The organism is Stenotrophomonas sp. PE591 (assembly GCF_018320795.1).
GTDB classification, from domain to species: Bacteria; Pseudomonadota; Gammaproteobacteria; order Xanthomonadales; family Xanthomonadaceae; genus Stenotrophomonas; species Stenotrophomonas maltophilia.
In genome coordinates, this window is sequence record NZ_JAAOKO010000008.1 from 30,980 (window position 1) to 50,850 (window position 19,871).

At 67.2% G+C, this 19,871-nt stretch carries 23 protein-coding genes and 1 other RNA gene; 9 read left to right on the plus strand and 15 right to left on the minus strand.

Annotation, left to right across the window (positions count from 1 at the left end):
* Nucleotides 1-70: 70 nt before the first annotated feature.
* Nucleotides 71-2,068, minus strand: a complete 1,998-nt coding sequence (locus JLDANKMP_RS16975) for a bifunctional DedA family/phosphatase PAP2 family protein (protein ID WP_012481181.1) — start codon at nt 2,066-2,068, stop codon at nt 71-73.
* Between the two features lie 85 nt (nt 2,069-2,153).
* Between JLDANKMP_RS16975 and JLDANKMP_RS16980 the strand changes: the two genes are divergently transcribed.
* Together JLDANKMP_RS16980 and JLDANKMP_RS16985 are read left to right on the plus strand one after the other, a co-directional pair.
* Nucleotides 2,154-2,816: a serine/threonine-protein kinase gene (locus JLDANKMP_RS16980; protein WP_012481180.1), complete on the plus strand. Its 663-nt coding sequence runs from the start codon at nt 2,154-2,156 to the stop codon at nt 2,814-2,816.
* The gene (locus JLDANKMP_RS16985) at nt 2,813-3,319 is read left to right on the plus strand and encodes a DUF2867 domain-containing protein (protein WP_212561705.1); all 507 of its coding nucleotides are present in this window, start codon (nt 2,813-2,815) and stop codon (nt 3,317-3,319) included. Before JLDANKMP_RS16980 ends, JLDANKMP_RS16985 begins: the two co-directional genes overlap by 4 nt.
* A gap of 51 nt (nt 3,320-3,370) precedes the next feature.
* Here JLDANKMP_RS16985 and JLDANKMP_RS16990 read toward each other — a convergent pair whose 3' ends face one another.
* Nucleotides 3,371-4,054, minus strand: a complete 684-nt coding sequence (locus JLDANKMP_RS16990; protein WP_005414380.1) for a hypothetical protein — start codon at nt 4,052-4,054, stop codon at nt 3,371-3,373.
* 108 nt (nt 4,055-4,162) lie between these two features.
* Here JLDANKMP_RS16990 and JLDANKMP_RS16995 point away from each other — a divergent pair, with 108 nt between their 5' ends.
* Nucleotides 4,163-4,981: an NAD(P)-dependent oxidoreductase gene (locus JLDANKMP_RS16995; protein WP_005410913.1), complete on the plus strand. Its 819-nt coding sequence runs from the start codon at nt 4,163-4,165 to the stop codon at nt 4,979-4,981.
* Between the two features lie 93 nt (nt 4,982-5,074).
* Nucleotides 5,075-6,067, plus strand: coding sequence for a YiiG family protein (locus JLDANKMP_RS17000; protein WP_049450508.1), 993 nt, complete (start codon nt 5,075-5,077; stop codon nt 6,065-6,067).
* 55 nt (nt 6,068-6,122) lie between these two features.
* Here the strand turns inward: JLDANKMP_RS17000 and JLDANKMP_RS17005 are convergent, their stop codons facing one another.
* On the minus strand, nt 6,123-6,995 hold the full coding sequence (locus JLDANKMP_RS17005) for an ion transporter (protein ID WP_005410911.1): 873 nt from the start codon (nt 6,993-6,995) through the stop codon (nt 6,123-6,125).
* A gap of 63 nt (nt 6,996-7,058) precedes the next feature.
* Here JLDANKMP_RS17005 and JLDANKMP_RS17010 point away from each other — a divergent pair, with 63 nt between their 5' ends.
* A complete protein-coding gene (locus tag JLDANKMP_RS17010; RefSeq protein ID WP_005414378.1) occupies nt 7,059-8,285 on the plus strand; it encodes an acetylornithine transaminase in 1,227 nt (408 codons plus the stop codon).
* 53 nt (nt 8,286-8,338) lie between these two features.
* On the opposite strand, the gene JLDANKMP_RS17015 is transcribed toward JLDANKMP_RS17010, so the two are convergent.
* Nucleotides 8,339-8,941 carry an HAD-IA family hydrolase gene (locus JLDANKMP_RS17015; protein ID WP_005410909.1) on the minus strand — a complete coding sequence of 201 codons (603 nt, stop codon included), beginning with the start codon at nt 8,939-8,941 and terminating at the stop codon, nt 8,339-8,341.
* 122 nt (nt 8,942-9,063) lie between these two features.
* Here JLDANKMP_RS17015 and azu point away from each other — a divergent pair, with 122 nt between their 5' ends.
* Entirely contained in the window at nt 9,064-9,513 is a 450-nt protein-coding gene (gene azu / locus JLDANKMP_RS17020; RefSeq protein ID WP_212561706.1) for an azurin, read from the plus strand.
* 72 nt (nt 9,514-9,585) lie between these two features.
* Here azu and hemL read toward each other — a convergent pair whose 3' ends face one another.
* Nucleotides 9,586-10,875, minus strand: a complete 1,290-nt coding sequence (gene hemL, locus JLDANKMP_RS17025) for a glutamate-1-semialdehyde 2,1-aminomutase (protein ID WP_212561707.1) — start codon at nt 10,873-10,875, stop codon at nt 9,586-9,588.
* A 16-nt stretch (nt 10,876-10,891) separates the two neighbouring features.
* Complete coding sequence (gene thiE, locus JLDANKMP_RS17030; RefSeq protein WP_049460853.1) at nt 10,892-11,518, minus strand: thiamine phosphate synthase; 627 nt, start codon at nt 11,516-11,518, stop codon at nt 10,892-10,894.
* 34 nt (nt 11,519-11,552) lie between these two features.
* Between thiE and JLDANKMP_RS17035 the strand changes: the two genes are divergently transcribed.
* Nucleotides 11,553-11,777 (plus strand): rubredoxin, encoded by a 225-nt coding sequence (locus JLDANKMP_RS17035; RefSeq protein WP_212561708.1) that lies wholly within the window; start codon nt 11,553-11,555, stop codon nt 11,775-11,777.
* Between the two features lie 78 nt (nt 11,778-11,855).
* Here the strand turns inward: JLDANKMP_RS17035 and JLDANKMP_RS17040 are convergent, their stop codons facing one another.
* The 8 genes from JLDANKMP_RS17040 to JLDANKMP_RS17075 all read right to left on the minus strand — a co-directional run bounded on the left by JLDANKMP_RS17040 (nt 11,856) and on the right by JLDANKMP_RS17075 (nt 15,931).
* The gene (locus JLDANKMP_RS17040) at nt 11,856-12,701 is read right to left on the minus strand and encodes a SirB1 family protein (RefSeq protein WP_005410904.1); all 846 of its coding nucleotides are present in this window, start codon (nt 12,699-12,701) and stop codon (nt 11,856-11,858) included.
* A 144-nt stretch (nt 12,702-12,845) separates the two neighbouring features.
* On the minus strand, nt 12,846-13,289 hold the full coding sequence (locus tag JLDANKMP_RS17045; RefSeq protein ID WP_005410903.1) for a DUF192 domain-containing protein: 444 nt from the start codon (nt 13,287-13,289) through the stop codon (nt 12,846-12,848).
* 21 nt (nt 13,290-13,310) lie between these two features.
* A complete protein-coding gene (gene rpiA, locus JLDANKMP_RS17050; RefSeq protein ID WP_005410902.1) occupies nt 13,311-13,958 on the minus strand; it encodes a ribose-5-phosphate isomerase RpiA in 648 nt (215 codons plus the stop codon).
* Between the two features lie 22 nt (nt 13,959-13,980).
* Nucleotides 13,981-14,460, minus strand: a complete 480-nt coding sequence (locus tag JLDANKMP_RS17055) for an EVE domain-containing protein (protein WP_005410901.1) — start codon at nt 14,458-14,460, stop codon at nt 13,981-13,983.
* On the minus strand, nt 14,457-15,050 hold the full coding sequence (locus JLDANKMP_RS17060) for a 5-formyltetrahydrofolate cyclo-ligase (protein ID WP_033834478.1): 594 nt from the start codon (nt 15,048-15,050) through the stop codon (nt 14,457-14,459). Before JLDANKMP_RS17060 ends, JLDANKMP_RS17055 begins: the two co-directional genes overlap by 4 nt.
* Nucleotides 15,051-15,133: 83 nt before the next feature.
* Nucleotides 15,134-15,319, minus strand: a non-coding RNA gene (ssrS, locus tag JLDANKMP_RS17065) — 6S RNA.
* Between the two features lie 97 nt (nt 15,320-15,416).
* Nucleotides 15,417-15,713 (minus strand): cell division protein ZapA, encoded by a 297-nt coding sequence (locus JLDANKMP_RS17070; RefSeq protein WP_006467013.1) that lies wholly within the window; start codon nt 15,711-15,713, stop codon nt 15,417-15,419.
* A complete protein-coding gene (locus JLDANKMP_RS17075; RefSeq protein ID WP_005410898.1) occupies nt 15,710-15,931 on the minus strand; it encodes a TIGR02449 family protein in 222 nt (73 codons plus the stop codon). The genes JLDANKMP_RS17070 and JLDANKMP_RS17075 overlap by 4 nt, the downstream gene beginning before the upstream one ends.
* A 153-nt stretch (nt 15,932-16,084) precedes the next feature.
* Here JLDANKMP_RS17075 and JLDANKMP_RS17080 point away from each other — a divergent pair, with 153 nt between their 5' ends.
* On the plus strand, nt 16,085-16,633 hold the full coding sequence (locus tag JLDANKMP_RS17080; RefSeq protein WP_005410897.1) for a YecA family protein: 549 nt from the start codon (nt 16,085-16,087) through the stop codon (nt 16,631-16,633).
* A 5-nt stretch (nt 16,634-16,638) separates the two neighbouring features.
* Entirely contained in the window at nt 16,639-17,961 is a 1,323-nt protein-coding gene (locus JLDANKMP_RS17085) for an aminopeptidase P N-terminal domain-containing protein (protein WP_086010248.1), read from the plus strand.
* Nucleotides 17,962-18,504: 543 nt separating this feature from the next.
* Here JLDANKMP_RS17085 and pepQ read toward each other — a convergent pair.
* Nucleotides 18,505-19,836, minus strand: coding sequence for a Xaa-Pro dipeptidase (pepQ, locus tag JLDANKMP_RS17090; protein WP_212561709.1), 1,332 nt, complete (start codon nt 19,834-19,836; stop codon nt 18,505-18,507).
* Between the last annotated feature and the right edge of the window lie 35 nt (nt 19,837-19,871).

A 19,871-nucleotide genomic window follows, 5' to 3' on the forward strand; every position in this document is an offset into this window, starting at 1 on the left:
CCTTGGTTGGCAGGCTTTCCCCGAAACGCCAACCAAGGTTGGCATCTACCAGAGCGCTGCGGCGGCCTCCTCAGGGCGTTGTCGTCTTCAACCGCAGCACCGGCAACCCGGTTTCGCTGTGCACGTCCTCGCGCTGCGGCAGGTCCTGCACGGCGTCCTTCACCGCGTTCAACGCCGGGTCGACGCCACGCAGCGGGTGCCACATGCCGATCCACTCGAAGTGGCGTTCGTAACGCAGGGTCTGTGCACTGCCCAGCCACAGCGGCGTGTTGCCCGCCTGCAGCTGCGCGGGTGCCGGCCACAGGCGCAGCACATAGCGTTCGTCCGGCTTCGCACCCTGGCGCACCATCAGCAGTGCTTCCACGCGGGTGTCCAGCGTGGCCGGCAGCACCGGCAGTTCATCGGCGCCGGTGTTCTTGTCCAGCATCAGCAGCGCCTGCTGCCAGCCGGCCTGTTCCTGCCGCTTCCAGCCACGCGCTTCCAGCTGCGCCTGCAGCGGTGCCAATGGCCCGGCCACCTGCACGTCCAGCGGCCAGCGCTGGTCGTCGTCGAACTCGTTGCGGCGCGCCGGCAGCGTGGCCCAGTCGTGCTGCCACCAGGCCTGCATGTCCATCGCCTGCGGGGCCGGCAGGGTCGGTTCGAAGCGTTCCAGCTTCACCGGGATGTTGCGCGGTGCGTACCACATCGCCGCCACGGCGAAGACGCCGTAGAACAGCCAGGCCACTGGCTTCACCCAGAACGAGCGGTTGAAGCGGCGGCGATAGGCGATGCCCAGCACCAGCAGCCAGAACGTGCCGAACAGCATGCCGCCGATCACGTCGCTCAGCCAATGCGCGCCCAGGTACAGGCGCGAGAAGCCGATCAGGCTGACCACGATGCCCGAGACCAGGTACGGCCAGACGCGGGTGCGGCCGGGCATCTCGCGAGCGATCAGCACCGCGAAGAAGCCGAAGGTGATGGTGGCCATGGTCACCGACACCGACGGGAAGCCGAAGCCGCTGCTGGCGTCGATCGGGCGCACCACATCCACGGTGGCGCCCAGCAGCATGGTCAGCGCCAGGCCGAAGGCCAGTGCCGCCAGCCAGTGAGCAGCGGCCATCCAGCGTCGGCGCCAGATCAGATAGCCCATCGCCGCGGCGGTGGCCGGCAGCAGGACCTGCCAGGCCCCGAGCGACGCCAGCGCAGCCATCGGGTAGTCGGCCAGCGGATTGCGCAGCGCCAGCATGGCCTGGTGCACCAGCAGGTCGATCGCCAGCGGCTCGCCGTGTGCGACCACCACGGTCAACAGCGCGAACCAGCCCCAGCCCAGCAGGAGCAGCATCAGCGCCAGCATCGCCAGCGGCACCGATTCGCGCCGCTTCGGGTCCAGGACGCCAACGGTGTAGCGGCCCAGCGTCGGGTGGCGGTTGGACCAGTCCAGCAGGCGTGCCAGCCAGTTGTCCATGCGTGCGGCCGACCAGCGGTAGCCGTACAGCACGATGGCCCAGACCAGGCCAAGGATCACCGCCAGCAGGCCGACCACCACCACCAGCCGCCCGGCCACAGCAGCCACCGCGTCGTACGCTTCGCCGAGGATCCAGCCCGGCGCCAGGAACAGCACCGCCCAGGAAATGCTGGCGATGCCGCTGGCCTGCACGTAGCGGCTGGCGGGCATCTTCATCATGCCGGCGATGGCCGGCACGAACGGGCGGATCGCGCCGACGTAGCGTGCCACCAGGATGCTCTTGAAGGCATTGCGGCGGAACAGGTTTTCGCCGCGGTCGAGCAGCTGCGGGTAACGGCTGAACGGCCACACGCCGCGCAGGCGGTCGCCCCAGCGGCGGCCGATCCAGTAACTGATGCCATCGCCGGCAAACGCACCCAATGCCGCAGCCGCCACCGCGTACGGCCCGGAGATCTGGCCCAGGCCAATGAACACGCCCACCGCGAACAGCAGTGGCAGCGCCGGCACGATGGCGCCAAGAATGATGACCGCATCGCAGAAGGCGATGAGGAAGATAACGGCGCCCGCCAGCACGGGGTGAGCGGCAATCCACGCGAGCGTGGCGTCGATCCATGAAGAGTCCATTGCCCGATTATAGGGGCGTGAAGGTGACTGGTTCCCAGCCGCTTCGTGACCGTTTGCAACCGGCGCCATCGCCTAGAATGGAGTCATGCCACATACGCCAGACGCTCCCCACCGTGCTTTGAAGGCCGACAGTTTCGGTCAGATCCTTCTGGTTGAAGGGCCCGATGGCCCGTTCGTACGCCGCGATCTGGGGGCCACGCCGCTGTGGCTGCGGTTGCCCGCGTGGTGGCTTGCACGTCGCGAAGCACGCGCGCTGCGCCATATCCATGGCATGGCCGATGTGCCGCAGCTGCTGGCCTGGGATGGCCGCCACCTCGACCGCAGCTTCATGGCCGGCGATGCCATGTACCAGCGTCCGCCGCGCGGCGATCTGGCCTGGTTCCGCGCCGCGCGTCGCCTGCTGCAGCAGCTGCATCGCAATGGCGTGGCCCACAACGACCTGGCCAAGGAAGCCAACTGGCTGGTCACTGAAGATGGGCGACCGGCGCTGATCGACTTCCAGCTGGCGGTGATCGGCAACCCGCGCTCGCGCTGGATGCGGCTGCTGGCCCGCGAGGACCTGCGCCACCTGCTCAAGCACAAGCGCATGTACTGCCGCGAATCACTCACCCCGGTGGAGAAGCGCGTGCTCAAGCGTACTTCGTGGGTGCGCGAGCTGTGGTTCGCCACCGGCAAGCCGGTCTACCGCTTCGTCACCCGCCGCATCCTGCACTGGGAAGACAACGAGGGGCAGGGACCGAAGCCGTGAGTGCATCGCGGGTGATGAGCGCGCCGCCGAGCGCGGGCAGCGTGCTGCGAACTCAGCTGCCCGGTGCGGATTTCGTGCATGCGTGCCATGCGACCACCCGTCGTGACGGGCGCTCGGCCTTGCAGGCCTATCGCGACATGGCCGCGAGCATTCCCGGTTGGTTCGACGGTCTGATGGCGCTGCGCAACCACGGCATGCGCCTGCTTGGGATGAAGCACCTTGGCTCATTGCGTGCGGTGCACGACACCGACGATCCGGCCGCCGGCCAGCGGCTGGGCATCTTCACCCTGCAGTCGCTGGATGACGATGCCATCGTGCTGGAAGACGATGATCGCCACCTGCGCGTACAGCTGGCCCTGCAATGGCAGGGCGATGTGCTGGAAGCGGTGACGGTGGTGCATACGCATAACGCGTTCGGGCGCCTCTACATGCTGCCGGTCGCGCCCGTGCACAGGTTGATCGTGCCGCATCTGCTGCAGAAGCAGGTGCAGGCGTACCGGTGATTCGACACTGCGCTCGCCGGGCCATGCCCGGCGACACGCGACGTTTCCGGATTACGGCGTCGCCGGCACCACCTGCTGGCCGATGAAGTTGCGCTTGGCATCGAAGTCATAGGCGATCTGCAGCTGGCCCACGTCCGGGCAGGCGTGGCAGTCGCGCAGCGGTGTGCGGTACAGCAGGCGGATCCCGCCGCCCTCCAGCGGTGTCGCTCCGGCCGATTGCGCCGGCGCGAATGGCGTGGCCTGCGGGTTGGCCTTCAACAGCTCCTGCACGGCCGGGTCGGCACGCAGCGTGTCGTCCAGCTGTACGGCATCCACATCGATGCGCTTGCCGCTGGCGTCGACCAGGCGGGTGCCTTCGTTGGTGTTGGCCCGGAAGGGATACTCGACCGTGGCAATGCCCAGCCCCTCGTTCTCATGCCAGGCGGTCACATACGCCAGTTCCCCGGCGCTGGACAGTTGCTCGGCCGCGGTGATCGCCTCGGCGCTTGCTCCCCCCGCTCGCATCGCATCGCGCAGGCAATCCCGGGTGGCGGCATTCTCGCCCTGGCGGCATGCGTTCAGATCGCCATCCCAGACCACGGCCTCGCTCCAGCGCATCTTGCCGTCGGCGGCGGCCTTCTCCGCGCTGGGCGCGTCACCGGCGGGTGGCTCCTTGCCGGGTTCCGGCGAACGGCCCTGGCAGGCAGTCAGCAGGGCAAGCCCCAGGGCAGGCAGCAACAGGCGGGAACGGCGCATGGCGTGGACCTCGTGCGTTGGCTGGAGGCCCGAGTATCGTCAAGACCGGGTGAACTCCGCGTCGGCGCGGCATACTAGCGGCTCATTGCATACGCTGGAGTGTGGAACGTGGGCAGTCTGCAGGGCAAAACGCTTTTCATCACCGGAGCCTCGCGTGGGATCGGCCTGGCCATCGCACTGCGCGCTGCGCGCGACGGCGCCAACGTGGCCATTGCGGCCAAGTCGTCGGTGCCGAATCCGAAGCTGCCGGGCACCATCCATACCGCGGCTGAAGCGGTGACGGCGGCAGGCGGGCAGGGACTGGCCCTGAAGTGCGACATCCGCGAGGAAGAGCAGGTGCACGCGGCGGTTGCGGCCACGGTCGATACCTTCGGTGGCATCGACATCCTGGTCAACAACGCCAGCGCGATCTGGCTGCGCGGTACGCTGGATACGCCGATGAAGCGTTTCGACCTGATGCAGCAGGTCAATGCGCGCGGCAGTTTCCTGTGCGCGCAGGCCTGCCTGCCGTACCTGCTGCAGGCGCCGAATCCGCACATCCTCACCCTGGCACCGCCGCCCAGCCTGGAGCCGAAGTGGTGGGCACCGCATACCGGCTACACGCTGGCGAAGATGGGCATGAGCTTCGTTACCCTGGGCCTGGCCGCGGAATTCGGCCCGCAGGGCGTGGCGGTGAATGCGCTGTGGCCGCGCACGGTCATCGCCACCGATGCGATCAACATGATCCCGGGCGTGGATGCGGCCGGCTGCCGCACGCCGCAGATCATGGCTGATGCCGCGCATGCGGTGCTGGTGCGCGAAGCGGCGGGCTTCCATGGCCAGTTCCTGATCGACGATGACGTGCTGGCGCAGGCGGGTATCACCGATCTTTCGGGCTACGCAGTGGATCCATCGCGTCCGTTGCTGCCGGATCTGTTCCTGGATTGATCGTACGTCGCCGAAAGAGGCCGAGGGCTGCGACCTTCGGCCTGCTGCGCTAGAATGTGCGGCTGTAATCGTTTTCAACAGGGATGTGAACACATGTCACGCACTCTTTCCGTCGCGGCGCTGGCCGCTTCGCTGTCGTTGATCCTGGCCGCCTGCGGTGGCAAGGCACCCGCCGCTGCGGGCGGCGCCGCTGCCTCCGGCACGCCGGACGCCAGCGCGGCGCCGTCCGACCCGCAGCAGCAGTTGACCGCCAAGCTCAACGCCTACATCGGCTGCTTCAACGCGCTTGATTCGAAGACCCACGGCAGCATCGAGTCCTATACGCGCTGGATCAAGGATGTCGCCGCCGGCCCGACCGGTCGCGAGACACAGGTGTACGGTCCGTTCGAGATCAGCGATTACGACATGAAGCAGTGCGATGCCCCCGTGACCGAGGCGATCGCTGCCAAGCCAGTGCTGGCCGAACTCGATGCTGCTGCTGGCCACTACCAGCAGGCGCTGAAGGCGCTGGTGCCGATCAGCAAGGACGCGCACGACTACTACGATCGCCAGGACTACGAAGACGACCAGTTCGCCAAGGGCAAGCAGCTGCACGCGCCCTTGATGGCCGCCTTCAAGGATTTCGTGGCTGCCAGCGAAACGTTCAATGCCGAGCTGGAGCGCCAGAACGACGCCGCCCAGCGCGAGCAGCTCAAGGCACTGGAGCAGGCCGAGGGTCGCACGCGCGAGTACTACCGCCTGGCGATGATGCTGGAAGCCAAGGCCATCATGGATCTGATGAGCGAGGATGATTTCGATCAGGCCAAGGCCCGCGAGCGTCTGGATGCGTTCAACCGCATTTCCGACGAAGCGCATGCGAAGGTGGCTGATCAGGAACCGGGCAAGCTGGACTGGAACAGCTTCGAGCGTGAGGCCGAGAACTTCCGTCGGGAAGGCAAGGCGCGGCTGCAGCGCGTCAGCGAGAAAGAGCCTTACACCGATTTCGAACGACGCATGCTTGATTCGCCGTCGATGGCGCCCCGTGGATCGGCCAGCAAGCTGATGCAGGAATACAACACGCTCGTTTTCCAGAGCAACCGCCAGTAGTGCTCCCACTCATGGCGTGATCAGCGTGCGCCGGTGTACATCGCCGGCGCTCGCATCAATGACTGAACGCATCCGGCAGCTTGCCGCCGCACTTGCGGCAGTGCAGTGCATCCGGTTCATGGCCTTCCAGCCCACAGTCCGGGCAGCCACGCGCATCGCGGCGTGCGGCCTGCTCGGCTTCACGCATGGTGCTGGCCAGTTCGGCGGTGTAGATGCCGGTGGGCACGGCGATGATGCTGTAGCCGATCAGGATCAGCACCGAGGTGACGAAGCGGCCGAGCACGGTCTGCGGCACGATATCGCCGAAGCCGACCGTGGCCATGGTCACCACCGCCCAGTACATGCTGGCCGGGATGTTGGTGAAACCGTGTTCGGGGCCCTCGATCACGTACATCAGCGCACCGGCGATGATGGTGATGGTGATCACCGTGAACAGGAACACCAGCACCTTGCGCCGGCTGCGCCACAGCGACGTCATCAGGACGCCGCTTTCCTCGATGTAGCGGGTCAGCTTCAGGATGCGGAACACCCGCAGGATGCGCAGCGCGCGCACCACCAGCAGGCTCTGCGCGCCGGGGATGAACATCGACAGGTAGGCGGGCAGGATCGACAGCAGGTCGATGATGCCCCAGATGCTCACTGCATACCGCAGGGGGCGCTTGACCACCGCCAGCCGCAGCAGGTACTCGGCGGTGAAGATGATCGTGAATCCCCATTCCAGGATGTACAGGCCGGTGGACCATTCGGCATGCAGGTGCTGCACGCTGTCGATCATCACCACCAGGATGCTGGCGACGATCGCCACCACCAGGATCAGGTCGAAATTGCGCGAAGGGCGGGTGTCATGGCGGTAGATGATGTCGAACCACCGACGGCGCCAGCCGGTCTCGGTGGCGGGGTTGAGCTGGGGGGCGGAAAACGGTCGCATGGGCGCATTGTGCCGCAGGGGTTCCGGCGCGAGAATGGGCGTTCCTGAACCCTGCCGACTGCCATGACCGCCGCGACCGATCCGCTGATCTCCCTTTCGCACTATTACCTGCCGGTCTACAAGCCCCGCCAGGTGGTACTGGAGCGAGGCCAGGGCGCCCGCGTATGGGACAGCCAGGGCCGTGAGTTCATCGACCTGGCTGCCGGCATCGCCGTGTGCGGCCTGGGCCACAACGATCCGGACCTGGTGGCCGCGCTGGTCGAGCAGGCCGGCAAGCTCTGGCACACCAGCAACGTGTTCTACAGCGCACCGCCGCTGCACCTGGCCGAGGAACTGGTGAAGGCCAGTCGCTTCGCCGAGCGGGTGTTCCTGTGCAACTCCGGCGCCGAAGCCAACGAAGTGGCGATCAAGATGGTCCGCAAGTGGGCCTCCAGCCAGGGCCGCCCGGCCGACAAGCGCGTCATCATCACCTTCCGTGGCAGCTTCCACGGCCGCACCATGGGCGCGGTGACCGCTACCGCGCAGCCGAAGTACCAGGAAGGCTACGAGCCGCTGCCGGGGGGCTTCCGCTACATCGATTTCAACGACGAAGTGCAGCTGGAAACTGCGATGGCCGCCGGTGACGTGGCGGCGGTGATGCTGGAGCCGATCCAGGGCGAGGGCGGCGTGATGCCGGCCAAGTCCGGCTTCCTCAAGCGCGTGCGCGAACTGTGCGACCAGCACGACGCGCTGCTGGTGCTGGACGAGATCCAGGCCGGCATGGGCCGCACCGGCACGCTGTTCGCGCACTGGCAGGACGACGTGGTGCCGGACATGGTCACCCTGGCCAAGGCACTGGGTGGCGGCTTCCCGATCGGTGCGATGCTGGCCGGCCCGAAGGTGGCCGAGACCATGCAGTTTGGCGCGCACGGCACCACCTTCGGTGGCAACCCGCTGGCCGCTGCGGTGGCCCGCGTGGCGCTGCGCAAGCTGGCCTCGTCGGAGATCGCCGCCAACGTCAGCCGCCAGTCGAAGGCGCTGCGCGATGGCTTCGCGCGCATCAACGAAGAGTTCGGCGTGTTCAGCGAGGTGCGTGGTCGCGGCCTGATGCTGGGTGCGGTGCTGAGCAAGGACTTCGCCGGCCAGGCTGGTGCGATCCTCGACCACGCTGCCGGGCAGGGGCTGCTGACCCTGCAGGCCGGCCCGGACGTGCTGCGCTTCGTGCCGTCGCTGAACATCACCGACGAAGAAGTGGCCGAAGGCCTGAAGCGCCTGCGCGCGGCAATTGCCGCGTTCATCGCCGCGCGCTGACGCCCTGGCGTCGGGGTCGGATCCCTCTCCTGCGCAGAGGGCTCTGGCCCCGATCAGCCCACCGCGTAACGCTTCAACACCTTGCCCAGCCCACGGCCATCGCGCACGGTTTCCGCGTGCAGGCCGGCGGCGCGTGCGCCGCGCACATTGGCGAACAGGTCATCGACGAACAGCGTGCGCGCAGGTGCCACGTCCAGTGCTTCCAGCGTGCGCAGGAACACCGCGGGCGCCGGTTTGCGCAGGCCGAACTCCGCGCTGCAGAACACGCGCTCATGCAGGGCCGGGAACAGTTCCGGTAGCAGAGTCGGCAAGGCCTGCTGCATCAGTGCGCCATTGTTGGTCAGCACCGCCATCGGCAGCTGCAGGGCCTGCAGCCGTTGCAGCACGGCCGGCTGCGGATGGCTGGCGGCCTGTCGCGCCGCGATCCACGTGTGTACATCAACGGTGCGGCCCAGCTGTTTGCTCAGCTGCGCCAGATAGGCCGGGCCATCCAGCGTGCCATTGTCATGCGCCGCTTCCAGCCCGCTGTCGTACAGCGCGGCCTGCACGGTTTCCGGCGCGACATCCAGCGCCTGTGCCAGATGCAGCACGCGCTGCGCGCGCTGGTACTGCACCAGCACGCCGTCCACATCCAGCAGCAACAGATCGATCCGCATCGGCCGAGCATGCCATCGCGGTGGATGCGCGGAAACCCTGGAGTGCGCGTGCGACAGACGGTCGCAGACGCGGCCACAGGAGGCTGCCTAGAATGGCGCTTGAATCCGCAGGAGATGCAACGATGAAGGCTTGGATGGTGGCAGTGGGACTGGGCGCGCTGATGCTGGCGCCGTCGGCGATGGCGCGGGTGTGTGCGGTCAGCATCGACAGCACCGACCAGATGAGCTTCAGCAGTCGCGAGATCAAGGTCGCCGCCGACTGCACCGCCGTGGACCTGACCCTGCGCCACACCGGCAAGCTGGCTGTCACCGCGATGGGTCACAACTGGGTGCTGACCCGTACCGCCGATTACCAGCCGGTGGCGATGGCGGGCATGCGCATGACCCTGGCCGACAGCTACCTGCCGAAGGCCGACAAGCGCGTGCTGGCGCACACCAGGGTGATCGGCGGTGGCGAGACCACGCGCGTGCGCTTCTCCACCCAGGGCCTGCAGAAGGGCGGTGACTACACCTTCTTCTGCTCGTTCCCCGGCCACTTCGCGATGATGAAGGGCAAGTTCGTCTTCGGTTGAAAAAAAGGGGACGGAGGGGATTAAGTCGTTTGTGCACAAACGACTTAATCCCCTCCGTCCCCTTTTTTGCGATCAGCCCTTGGTAGCCCTGAACGCCACGCGTGCTGCGGCCAGCGTCGCCTCGATCACGGCATCGTCGTGGGCGCTGGACAGGAAGCCGGCCTCGTACGCCGACGGGGCCAGGAACACGCCCTGCTCCAGCATCGCGTGGAAGAAGCGGTTGAACGCCGGAATGTCACAGGCGGTGGCCTGCGCATAGGTCTCCACCTTCTCGCTGGTGAAGAACAGCCCGAACATCGCACCCACGCAGGTGGTGGTCACGGCGACACCGGCGTCGGCGGCGGCCGCTTCCAGACCCGCACACAGGCGTGCGGTGCGCTCGGCCAGGTCGGCATGGAAACCCGGCTGCTGGACCAGCTCCAGCATCGCCAGGCCGGCAGCCATTGCCACCGGATTGCCGCTCAGCGTGCCGGCCTGGTAGATCGGGCCGGCCGGTGCGATCTGCTGCATCAGCTCGCGGCGACCACCGTAGGCACCCACCGGCATGCCACCGCCGATGATCTTGCCGAAAGTGGTCAGGTCCGGGGTGATGCCGTAATGCGCCTGCGCACCGCCGAGGGCAACACGGAAGCCGGTCATCACTTCGTCGAAGATCAGCAGCGCGCCATGCTTCGTGCACAGCGCACGCAGGTGTTGCAGGTAGCCCTCGCGCGGCGGGATGCAGTTGGCGTTGCCGACCACCGGTTCGATGATCAGGCCGGCGATGTCGTCACCCTGCTGTTCGAACAGGGCGGTGGCCGCTTCGAAGTCGTTGTAGGGCAGGGTCAGGGTCAGTTCGCTCAGGCCGGCCGGGACGCCCGGCGAGGTCGGCACGCCCAGGGTCAGCATGCCGCTGCCGGCCTTGACCAGGAACGAGTCGCCGTGGCCGTGGTAGCAGCCTTCGAACTTGACGATGCGGCTGCGGCCGGTGGCGCCACGCGCCAGGCGGATCGCCGACAGCGTGGCCTCGGTGCCGGAGTTGACCATGCGCACCATCTCGCACGATGGCACCAGGCGGGTGATGGTCTCGGCCATGGTGACTTCGGCCGCGCACGGCGCACCGAAGGACAGGCCATTGTCGATCGCCTTCTTCACCGCCTGGCGCACGGCCGGGTGGTTGTGGCCGACGATCATCGGGCCCCAGGAACCGACGTAGTCGATGTAGCGGTTGCCATCGACGTCGTACAGGTAGGCGCCATCGGCGCGTTCAACGAAGAACGGCTCGCCGCCGACCGACTTGAACGCACGTACCGGCGAATTGACGCCGCCCGGCAGCAGCTGCTGGGCACGGGAGAACAGGGCGTGGGACTGGTCGTGGTTCATGGGGCTTTCCTGGGCATTACGCGAACTGGGCGAGATAGGCGCGCTGGGTCGCGACCGGGTCCGATGCGGCATAGATACCGCTGACCACGGCCACCAGATCGGCGCCGGCATCGATGATGGGACCGACATTGTCCGGCGTCAGGCCGCCGATCGCCACCCGCGGCACGCCGAGTGCGGCGCTTTGCCGCAGCAGGTCGGTGTGGGCGCGGCTGCTGGTGACCTTGGTGGTGGTCGGGAAGAAGGCGCCGAAGGCCACATAGCTGGCGCCGGCCGCCACGGCCTTCTCGGCATTGGCCAGCTGGTCGTAGCAGGAGGCGCCGATGATGGCCTCGGCACCGAGCAGCGCGCGCGCGCTGGGGATGTCCCCGTCGGTGCCGCCCAGATGCACGCCAGCCGCGCCCACGGCCTTGGCCAGCACCGGATCGTCGTTGACGATCAGCGGCACGCCGTGGGCGGCGCACAGGCCTTGCAGGGCCGTCGCCTGTTCCTGCCGCAGCGCGTCGCTGGCGGTCTTGTGGCGGTACTGCAGCCAGGTCGCACCCGCGGCCAGCAGCGGCGCGGTACGGGCCAGCAGGCGCGCGGTATCGGGCTCGTCCGGGGTGATCAGGTAGACGCCGCGGGGCGCCGGGGAAGCAGAAGTCATCGATGGCTACCGGTGCGTGGGCTGCAATGGGACAATGGCCGCCCGTGAATCCAGCCCCGATTATCCGATGAGCGACGCCAGCCCCACCACCCTGCGAACCTGGATGTGCGTGGTCTGCGGTTTCCTGTACAGCGAAGCGGAAGGCTTGCCGGAGGAGGATATTGAGCCCGGGACGCGTTGGGAGGACATTCCCGAGACCTGGACCTGCCCGGACTGCGGGGTGACCAAGGCCGATTTCGAGATGGTCGAGGTCGACTGACCGGCGGGCCACCCGGCCCATCCTGTGGGTGCGGACCGTTGGGGTGGGTGTGGACCGGTGGTCCACACACCGACACCCTCAATGCAGCCGCGGCACCGGCCCGCCGAGGTCGATCAGCTTCTCGCGCAGCCACTGCGCATCGCTGGCCTCGGGATTGCGCTTCAGGTACTGCCCCAGGTCATGGCGGGCACCGGCCAGATACTCCAGTTGCAGGTACGCCAGGCCGCGGTCGCGCAGCGCGTCGTCCTGCTCGGGCGCCAGTTTCAGCAGGCGGTCGGCACTGCGTGCGGCACGATCCCATTCACCGGCTTCGGCGTAGACACCATGCAGGTTGCGCAGCATGCGCATCAGGATCGCGCGCGCCGGCGCCGGGTCGAGGATCTGCGCCAGCACCTGGTCATCGGGCATCTGTCCGCCCAGGTGTGACTTGGCGCGTTCGCGCAGTTCGTCCACGTCCAGTGGCCGGCCACCGTTGAACGGGTCCATCACCAGTACGCCGTCGTCCACCGGCAAGCGCACCAGGAAGTGGCCGGGGAAGGACACGCCATCCAACGGTATGCCGAGCCGGCGCGCGACTTCCATCTGCACCAGCGCCAACGAGATCGGATTGCCCAGGCGCCGCTCGAACACCTGGTTGAGGTAGCTGTTGCGCGGGTCGTAATACTCGTCGTGGTCGCCGCTGTAGCCCAGCTCGTCGAACAGGTGGCGGTTGATCGCCGCCATTTTCAGTGGGCTGTTGTCGATGCTCTCCACTTCCGAACGGAGGTGGTCGACATGGCTCTGGATCAGCGCGTCGTAGGTGGACGGCTGCAGATCGGGGTATTCATCGCGCGCGATCAGCAGCGCGGTCGGCAACAAGGGCAGCGCCTCGTCTTCGAGGTCGGCCAGTGCATCCCAGTCGGGGAGTGTGATCCGGTCCTGCATGACCACAGACTGGCGTCATTCGCAGGCGGTTTCAAGCGGTGCCGCGTGAAAAATCCGGGGGTCAGATCCCTTTCGCGTGCGAAAGGGATCTGACCCCTGCGGAGTTGCCGGCCAGCGGCCGGCGCTACCGCGGGCAGAACCCTGTCACTCGATGCCTGGGCCGAACTTCAGCTCCGTGCCGTCCTTCAGCTTGAGCTTCTCGGCCTGGCCGGCGTTGAGCTCCAGCACGTAACGTGCCGGGCCACCGCTGGGGTAGGGCGGGCACATGTCGCCGGCCGAGCACGGCGGCACATCACGCTGCTGGCTGACCAGCTTGCGCTGGCTGTCGAAGTACAGGATGTCCAGCGCGATCCTGGTGTTCTTCATCCAGTACGCCTGCATTTCCTCGCGGTCGTGGATGAACAGCATGCCGTGGTCGGCCGCCATCTGGTCGCGGAACATCAGACCGCGTGCGCGGGTTTCATCGTTGGTGGCCAGCTCGACCTGGTAGCGGGCGCCATCCAGTTCGACCCAATGGCGGGCCGCGTCGGTGGCGCAGCCAGCCAGGGCCAGCAGCGGGAGCATCAGCAGCGAACGCAACAGCGACATCGTCAGGATCCTTCGAAAGGGTCAGAGCACGACCGGCGGCTCGCCGCCGACGATCACCACATCGGCGCGGCGGCGTGCGAACAGGCCGACGCAGACCACGCCCGGCAGCTGGTTGAGCTCGCGCTCCAGCTTTTCCGGATCGGTGATCTGCAGGTTGTGGATGTCCAGGATCTGGTTGCCGTTGTCGGTGACCACGCCTTCACGCCAGGTCGGCTGGCCGCCGGTCATGTCGCGGATCTGGCGGGCGACCAGGCTGCGCGCCATCGGGATCACTTCCACCGGCAGCGGGAACCTGCCCAGTACCGGCACCTGCTTGCTCGGGTCGATGATGCAGATGAAGCGCTCGCTGGCCTCGGCGATGATCTTCTCGCGGGTCAGCGCGGCGCCGCCGCCCTTGATCAGGCACTTGTTGGCGTCGCACTCATCGGCGCCGTCCACGTACAGCGACAGGTTGCCGCTGTGGTTCAGCTCGATCACCTCGATGCCGTGCTGCTTCAGGCGCGCGGTGCTCTGCTCGGAGCTGGAAACAGCGCCCTTGATGCGGTGCTGGATGCGGGCCAGGGCATCGATGAAATAGGCCACGGTGGAACCGGTGCCGACACCGACGATCATGCCGTCTTCAACGTACTCGATGGCTTTCTCGGCGGCCAGGCGCTTGGCTTCGGACATGGGAGAACTCTCAGGCAGGGAATCAGGATTTCTTTTCCAGCGACAGCAGCAGCTTCCACTGCGCGGCGGTCACCGGGAACACCGACAGGCGGTTGCCCTTGGCAACCAGCGGGAAGCCCTCGCCGAGTTCTTCGGCGTGCAGCTTGATCTCGTCCAGCGCGATCACCTGCTTGAGCTTGCGGTCGAAGGCCACGTCCACCAGCATCCAGCGCGGGTTTTCGCGCGTGCTCTTGGGGTCGTGGTAGTCGGATTTCGGATCGAACTGGGTGTCGTCCGGGTAGGCCGTACTGGCCACCGTGGCCAGGCCGACGATGCCCGGCACCTTGGTATTGGAGTGGTAGAACAGGATGCCGTCGCCCACCTGCATGCCATCGCGCATGAAGTTGCGCGCCTGGTAGTTGCGCACCCCGTTCCAGGGTTCGACCTTGACCTTGGCCAGGTCATCGATGGAGAAGGCGTCCGGTTCGGACTTCATCAGCCAGTAGCGCTTGCGGGCGGTCATGCGTTCACGGGGGCAGCGGAGGGGAACAGGGTGCCGTCTTCGGTGCAGATCGCATCCACCGGCACGTCCCACGACGCCACCGGCAAGGACTCGACCTGCTGCACCGCGAACGCAGCACCGACCAGCCAGGGCGGCGCCGGCCGGTCGTGGCGGAAGGCGAAGCTGCGATCATACCAGCCGCCCCCCATGCCCAGCCGCCGGCACTGCGTGTCGAAACCCACCAGCGGGGCCACCACCAGCGCCATCTGTGCTGGTTCCAGGGTGTCTTCCAGCGCCACGTCCGGCTCGGGAATGCCGTAGCGGTTGCTGGTCAGCGGCTGCCCCGGCCGCCACGGCGCGAAGCGCAGCACGTCGCCGGCCAGCACCGGCAGGCAGTAGGTGAGGCCTTCGGGCAACTGCAACTGCCAGCGGTGCAGGGCGATCTCGCCATCCAGCGCCCAGTAGCCGGCCACGGCGCCTTCGCGCGGGGCGAACGGCAGGGCGAGCAGGGCATCGGCAAGCGATTCGGCGGCGGCGATGCGCTCAGCGGCGGAAAGGTCGCGGCGGCGTTGCCGCAGGTCGTGGCGCAGGGCCTGGCGCGGGTCGGTCATGGCAGCGTGCGGCAAGGATCAGCCGTCATTGTGCCGGAAAGAACAAGGGCGACGCCCGAAGACGCCGCCCTTGCTGGAATATTGCATTCTCCGCAATGTCGATGCATGCGAAACGACCTTGAACCCGGGGGCTCAAGTGGGAACGCTGGAGAACCATCGGGCTTCCCGCTGCAAGGCGGACCTGCACTCCCGGCGCTGTCGCGCTCCCGGTGTCGTTCTTAAGGGACAAGGCGAATGTTTGCACATGCCGTCGAGTACCGCAGAGAACGCGTGGCCATTATAGCCAGCACGCAGGATCTGGATAGGCCGTTCGTCGGCAACAGTCCGTGCCAATTCAGATATGAGAAGACGCGTTTTGCACGATCTTCAGGCGCCGCCGTCGATGGCGCGGTCCAGGCGCCGGTTCAGGTCGGCCAGGGTCTGCTGCAGGGCCACGGCCTGGCGGGCGTTTTCGTCGCGCAGCAGCTGCAGTTCGTGGGCCAGGTTCAGCGCGGCCAGTACGGCAACGCGATCAACCGCGGCCATGCGGTTGCTGCCGCGGATCTCGCGCATGCGCGCATCCAGCAGGCGTGCGGCGGCCATCAGGCTGTCACGTTCATCGCCGCCGACGCCCACGGTGTATTCACGATCGAGGATGCGGACACTGACCGGTTCGGCGCTCATGTGTGCTGCTCCAGGGATTTGAGCCGGCTGATCATTGCTTCCACCCGCGAACGTGCCTGCTCATTCTTGGCCAGCAGCGTCGAGCGCTCGGCCACCAGCTGTTCCTGCTGGTGGCGCAGGCTGCGGTTCTCCTCGGCCAGGCGCTGGTTGCGTTCAAGCAACGCTTCCACGCGGGCGGCGAAGTCCTGCAGCTGGGCAAGGGGATCGGCGGGTTCCATGCGGGCACGATAGGCAAGCCGGGTAAGGGCGGTCAAGCGTTGTCGCAGCAAGGCTGGACGCCTGCGGAGAGGATGCCGTCGGGTTGCTACACTACGGGGTCTCACGGGCGCGCGCGTGCGCGCCCCGGGTTTCCTTTCCGAACGAGCCGCACGATGACCGAACTTCCCTCCGTCGACGACGTTACCCGCGCCAGCCAGGCGTTGGGCCTGGGCGCCACCGCTGCCGAGCTGCACGGCGCGCTGTGCGGCTGGCTGGCTGCCGGCGGTGCCCCCGGCAACGACTGGCCGGCGCGCGTGCTGGCCGACGACAACCTGCCGCCGGTGGCCGCCGACAGCGTGCTGGGGCAGCTGCTGCAGGCCACCATCAAGCAGCTGGAAGACCGCGACTTCGCCTTCGAGTTGCTGCTGACCGACGGCGACGACGTATCCGCGCAGGCCGATGCCATGTTCAGCTGGACCCGTTCCTTCCTGGGCGGCTTCGGCCTGGGCAGCGGCGGCCGCCGCCCGACCCTGTCCGAAGAGGGCGAGGAAGCGCTGACCGACATGGCCAGCCTGGCGCGTGCCTCCAGCGAGGATTTCGAGGCCGGTGGCGATGATGACGACGAAGCCCTGTCGGAGATCGAGGAATTCATCCGCGTGGCGGTGCTCCTGCTGCACGGCGATGTGGTGCTGGCCTCGCGCCATCGTCAGCGCCTGAACTGATGGACATCAAGCAGCGCACCGGCATTGCCGCCGGCGAGTACAAGCGTCGCCGCCGCCAGCTGATGGACATGGCCGGCGAGGATGCGATCCTGGTGCTGCCGGCCGCGGCCGAGAAGGTGCGCAGCCTCGATACCCATTATCCGTTCCGGCAGGATTCGGATTTCCAGTACCTGAGCGGCTTCCCGGAGCCGGAAGCAGTGCTGGTACTGATCCCGGGCCGACGCCACGGCGAGGCCATCCTGTTCTGCCGCGAGCGCGATGCCGAACGCGAGGCCTGGGACGGCAGCCGCGCTGGCCAGGAAGGCGCGGTGGCGCAGTACGGCATGGACGATGCCTACCCGATCGATGATCTGGACGACATCCTGCCGGGCCTGCTGGAAGGCCGCTCGCGCGTCTACTACCACTTCGGCCGGGATGCCGACTTCGACCTGAAGCTGATCGGCTGGGTCAACCGCGTGCGTTCGCAGGTGCGCCACGGTGCGCAGCCGCCGCACGAGTTCCTCGAACTGGGCCACCTGCTGCACGAGCAGCGCCTGTTCAAGTCCGGTGCCGAAGTGGCGTTGATGCACCACGCCGCGCAGATCAGCGTGCGTGCGCATCTGGCCGCGATGAAGGCAGCCAGGGCCGGCATCCACGAGTACGAACTGCAGGCGGAGCTGGAACGCGTGTTCCGCGCCAATGATGCGGTGCCCGCGTACTGCAGCATCGTCGGCGCCGGCCGCAACGGCTGCATCCTGCATTACCGCGACAACAACGCGCGTTCGCGCGACGGCGAGCTGGTGCTGATCGACGCCGGTGCCGAGTACCGTGGCTACGCCAGTGACATCACCCGCACGTTCCCGGTGAATGGCCGCTTCAGCGCCGAGCAGCGTGCACTGCACGACCTGGTCGGCGATGCGCAGGCCGCTGCGTTGGCCCAGGCCAGGCCGGGCGTGCCGTACGAAGCCGGTCACCTCGCCGCAGTGCAGACCCTGACCGAGGGCCTGCTGCGGCTGGGCCTGCTGAAGGGGACGCTGGAAAAGAACCTGTCCGAGGGCCTCTATCAGCGCTTCTACCGGCACAAGACCGGGCACTGGATCGGCATGGACGTGCACGACGTGGGCGACTACCGCCTGGCCGGTGACTCGCGTCTGCTGGAGCCGGGCATGGCGTTCACCATCGAGCCGGGGTTGTACATCGGCGTGGATGACACGACGGTGGAGCCGCGCTGGCGCGGTATCGGCATCCGTACCGAGGATGACGTGCTGATCACCGATGACGGCCATCGCGTGCTGACCGAAGGCCTGGCGCGCAGCGCCGACGAGATTGAAGCGGTGATGGCGGGGTAAGGGGTTTCGGCAGGGCTTGCAGCCCTGCACCCGCTGCAATCAACGGCAACTGCCAATGCCAGAGCGGCATTCCGTGGGATGGCGGGGCGGTGTGGGTGGTCAGGACACGCCGTAAACCCATCCATGGGGGCTCGATGGCGCCATCCATGGCGCCAACGGTCCTGCCCACCCACACCGCCCCACCCCTGACAGATTCCTGTGGCTGTTGGTGGGTGCCGACCGTTGGTCGGCACATCTGTCAGATATCGAATGAATCATCCACGCATGGCGTGGATCTACGGGCAATTGCGGCTGTTGGGTAGGTGTCGACCTTGGTCGACACCGAGCGAGCGCAGCGAGCGACCCGCTTCTGCTTTTCTTTTTCTTTTCCGTGGTTGGACGCGCGCAGGAAACTGTCAAAGGCCGGGCGGGGTGGGTTTGCAGGACCGTTGGCGCCATGGATGGCGCCATCGAGCCCCCATGGATGGGTTCACGGCGTGTCCTGCAAACCCACCCCGCCCGGCAAAGCGCGGCTTTTGCTCCAAGCGACCAACCACGAGGGGCTCAGCCGTTCGCCGCCGCAAACGCCGGCCGCGTCAGGTTGTCCGCTTCGCCCTCGGTGCACAGCACTTCGTCTTCGATGCGGATGCCGCCATACGGACGGAAGAAATCCACGCGGTCCCAGTTGATCGCATCGCCATGGCCGGCATCCTTCACTTCGTTCAACAGCATGTCGATGAAGTACAGGCCCGGTTCGATGGTCACCACCATGCCCGGTTCCAGTACGCGGGTCAGGCGCAGGTACGGGTGGCCCGCCGGGCGCTCGATGCGGCCACCCTCGTCGCTGGCGGCGAAACCGGCCACGTCGTGCACCTGCAGGCCGATCAGGTGGCCGATGCCATGCGGGAAGAACGCGGCGCTGACGCCGGTTTCCACTGCAGCCTGTGGCGAGACCTTGATCACCCCGAAGTCCTTCAGCACGCCCATCAGGGAAAGATGTGCATCCACGTGCAGCTGCTTGTAGTCAAAGCCCGGGCGCACCGCTGCGCACATCTGCTGCTGGGCCGCATCGACGGCGGCGATCATCGCGGCGAACTCGTCGTGGCCCTGCGCGGCGTAGGTGCGGGTGATGTCGCTGGCGTAGCCGTGTGCGCTGGCACCGGCATCGATCAGGAAGCTGCGCAGCGGCTGCGGTGCCTTGCGGCCCAGCTCGGTGTAATGCAGCACGGCGGCATGCTCGTTCAGCGCCACGATGTTGCCGTAGGGCAACTCGTTGGCGTCCAGGCCAACGGCCTGGCAGTAGGCCATGTGGATGCTGAACTCGTCGGCGCCGTTGCGGAACGCAGCCTCGGCGGCGCGGTGGCCGCGCACGCCCAGCACCTGCGCCTGGCGCATCAGCGCGATTTCATACGGCGTCTTGCTGCCGCGGTGCCACTCCAGGTAGTTCACCACGGGTGCCGGGTTGTTCGGCACGTAGTTGCCCAGCGCGCTCTGCGGCTCGCCGAGGATCGCGCAGCGCGACGGGTCGGCCGGCAGCAGCGCCAGCGCCTCTTCGGGCTTGCGGATGATGTGGATGTCGAAGTGCTCCACCCACCAGCCGCTGGGGGCGTCCGGCACCACGTGCCAGTAGTCGAAGGGCTGGTGGAAGATCACTGCCGGGCGCTTGCCCGGGGTGAACACGATCCAGCTGTTGGGCACGCGGGTCAGCGGCAGCCAGGCCTTGAACTGCGGGTTGACCGCATACGGGTAGTCGCGGTCGTCGAACACCTGGTAGTGCAGGGTGCCGCTGGGCACCACCAGGTGATCGAAGCCACCGCGGGCCAGCGCCTGTTCGGCACGTCGGCACAGCACGGCCAGGTGGTCGGAATACAGGGCGCCGGGGTCTTGCTGGATCATTGCGGTGGCTCGACACGGAAAACGGCCCTAGATTC

Excerpts from the sequence above, each read along its gene's own strand:
- JLDANKMP_RS17010 (WP_005414378.1), top strand. The coding sequence starts at position 7,059 with ATGACCGCCGCGACCGATCCGCTGATCTCCCTTTCGCACTATTACCTG.
- JLDANKMP_RS17070 (WP_006467013.1), bottom strand. The coding sequence starts at position 15,713 with ATGAGCGCCGAACCGGTCAGTGTCCGCATCCTCGATCGTGAATACACC.
- hemL (WP_212561707.1), bottom strand. The coding sequence starts at position 10,875 with ATGAACCACGACCAGTCCCACGCCCTGTTCTCCCGTGCCCAGCAGCTG.
- JLDANKMP_RS17040 (WP_005410904.1), bottom strand. The coding sequence starts at position 12,701 with ATGCAGGACCGGATCACACTCCCCGACTGGGATGCACTGGCCGACCTC.
- azu (WP_212561706.1), top strand. The coding sequence starts at position 9,064 with ATGAAGGCTTGGATGGTGGCAGTGGGACTGGGCGCGCTGATGCTGGCG.
- JLDANKMP_RS17075 (WP_005410898.1), bottom strand. The coding sequence starts at position 15,931 with ATGGAACCCGCCGATCCCCTTGCCCAGCTGCAGGACTTCGCCGCCCGC.
- JLDANKMP_RS16975 (WP_012481181.1), bottom strand. The coding sequence starts at position 2,068 with ATGGACTCTTCATGGATCGACGCCACGCTCGCGTGGATTGCCGCTCAC.
- thiE (WP_049460853.1), bottom strand. The coding sequence starts at position 11,518 with ATGACTTCTGCTTCCCCGGCGCCCCGCGGCGTCTACCTGATCACCCCG.
- JLDANKMP_RS17035 (WP_212561708.1), top strand. The coding sequence starts at position 11,553 with ATGGCCGCCCGTGAATCCAGCCCCGATTATCCGATGAGCGACGCCAGC.
- pepQ (WP_212561709.1), bottom strand. The coding sequence starts at position 19,836 with ATGATCCAGCAAGACCCCGGCGCCCTGTATTCCGACCACCTGGCCGTG.
- JLDANKMP_RS16980 (WP_012481180.1), top strand. The coding sequence starts at position 2,154 with ATGCCACATACGCCAGACGCTCCCCACCGTGCTTTGAAGGCCGACAGT.
- JLDANKMP_RS17060 (WP_033834478.1), bottom strand. The coding sequence starts at position 15,050 with ATGACCGACCCGCGCCAGGCCCTGCGCCACGACCTGCGGCAACGCCGC.
- JLDANKMP_RS17005 (WP_005410911.1), bottom strand. The coding sequence starts at position 6,995 with ATGCGACCGTTTTCCGCCCCCCAGCTCAACCCCGCCACCGAGACCGGC.
- JLDANKMP_RS16990 (WP_005414380.1), bottom strand. The coding sequence starts at position 4,054 with ATGCGCCGTTCCCGCCTGTTGCTGCCTGCCCTGGGGCTTGCCCTGCTG.
- rpiA (WP_005410902.1), bottom strand. The coding sequence starts at position 13,958 with ATGTCCGAAGCCAAGCGCCTGGCCGCCGAGAAAGCCATCGAGTACGTT.
- JLDANKMP_RS17045 (WP_005410903.1), bottom strand. The coding sequence starts at position 13,289 with ATGTCGCTGTTGCGTTCGCTGCTGATGCTCCCGCTGCTGGCCCTGGCT.
- JLDANKMP_RS17080 (WP_005410897.1), top strand. The coding sequence starts at position 16,085 with ATGACCGAACTTCCCTCCGTCGACGACGTTACCCGCGCCAGCCAGGCG.
- JLDANKMP_RS17015 (WP_005410909.1), bottom strand. The coding sequence starts at position 8,941 with ATGCGGATCGATCTGTTGCTGCTGGATGTGGACGGCGTGCTGGTGCAG.
- JLDANKMP_RS17000 (WP_049450508.1), top strand. The coding sequence starts at position 5,075 with ATGTCACGCACTCTTTCCGTCGCGGCGCTGGCCGCTTCGCTGTCGTTG.
- JLDANKMP_RS17055 (WP_005410901.1), bottom strand. The coding sequence starts at position 14,460 with ATGACCGCCCGCAAGCGCTACTGGCTGATGAAGTCCGAACCGGACGCC.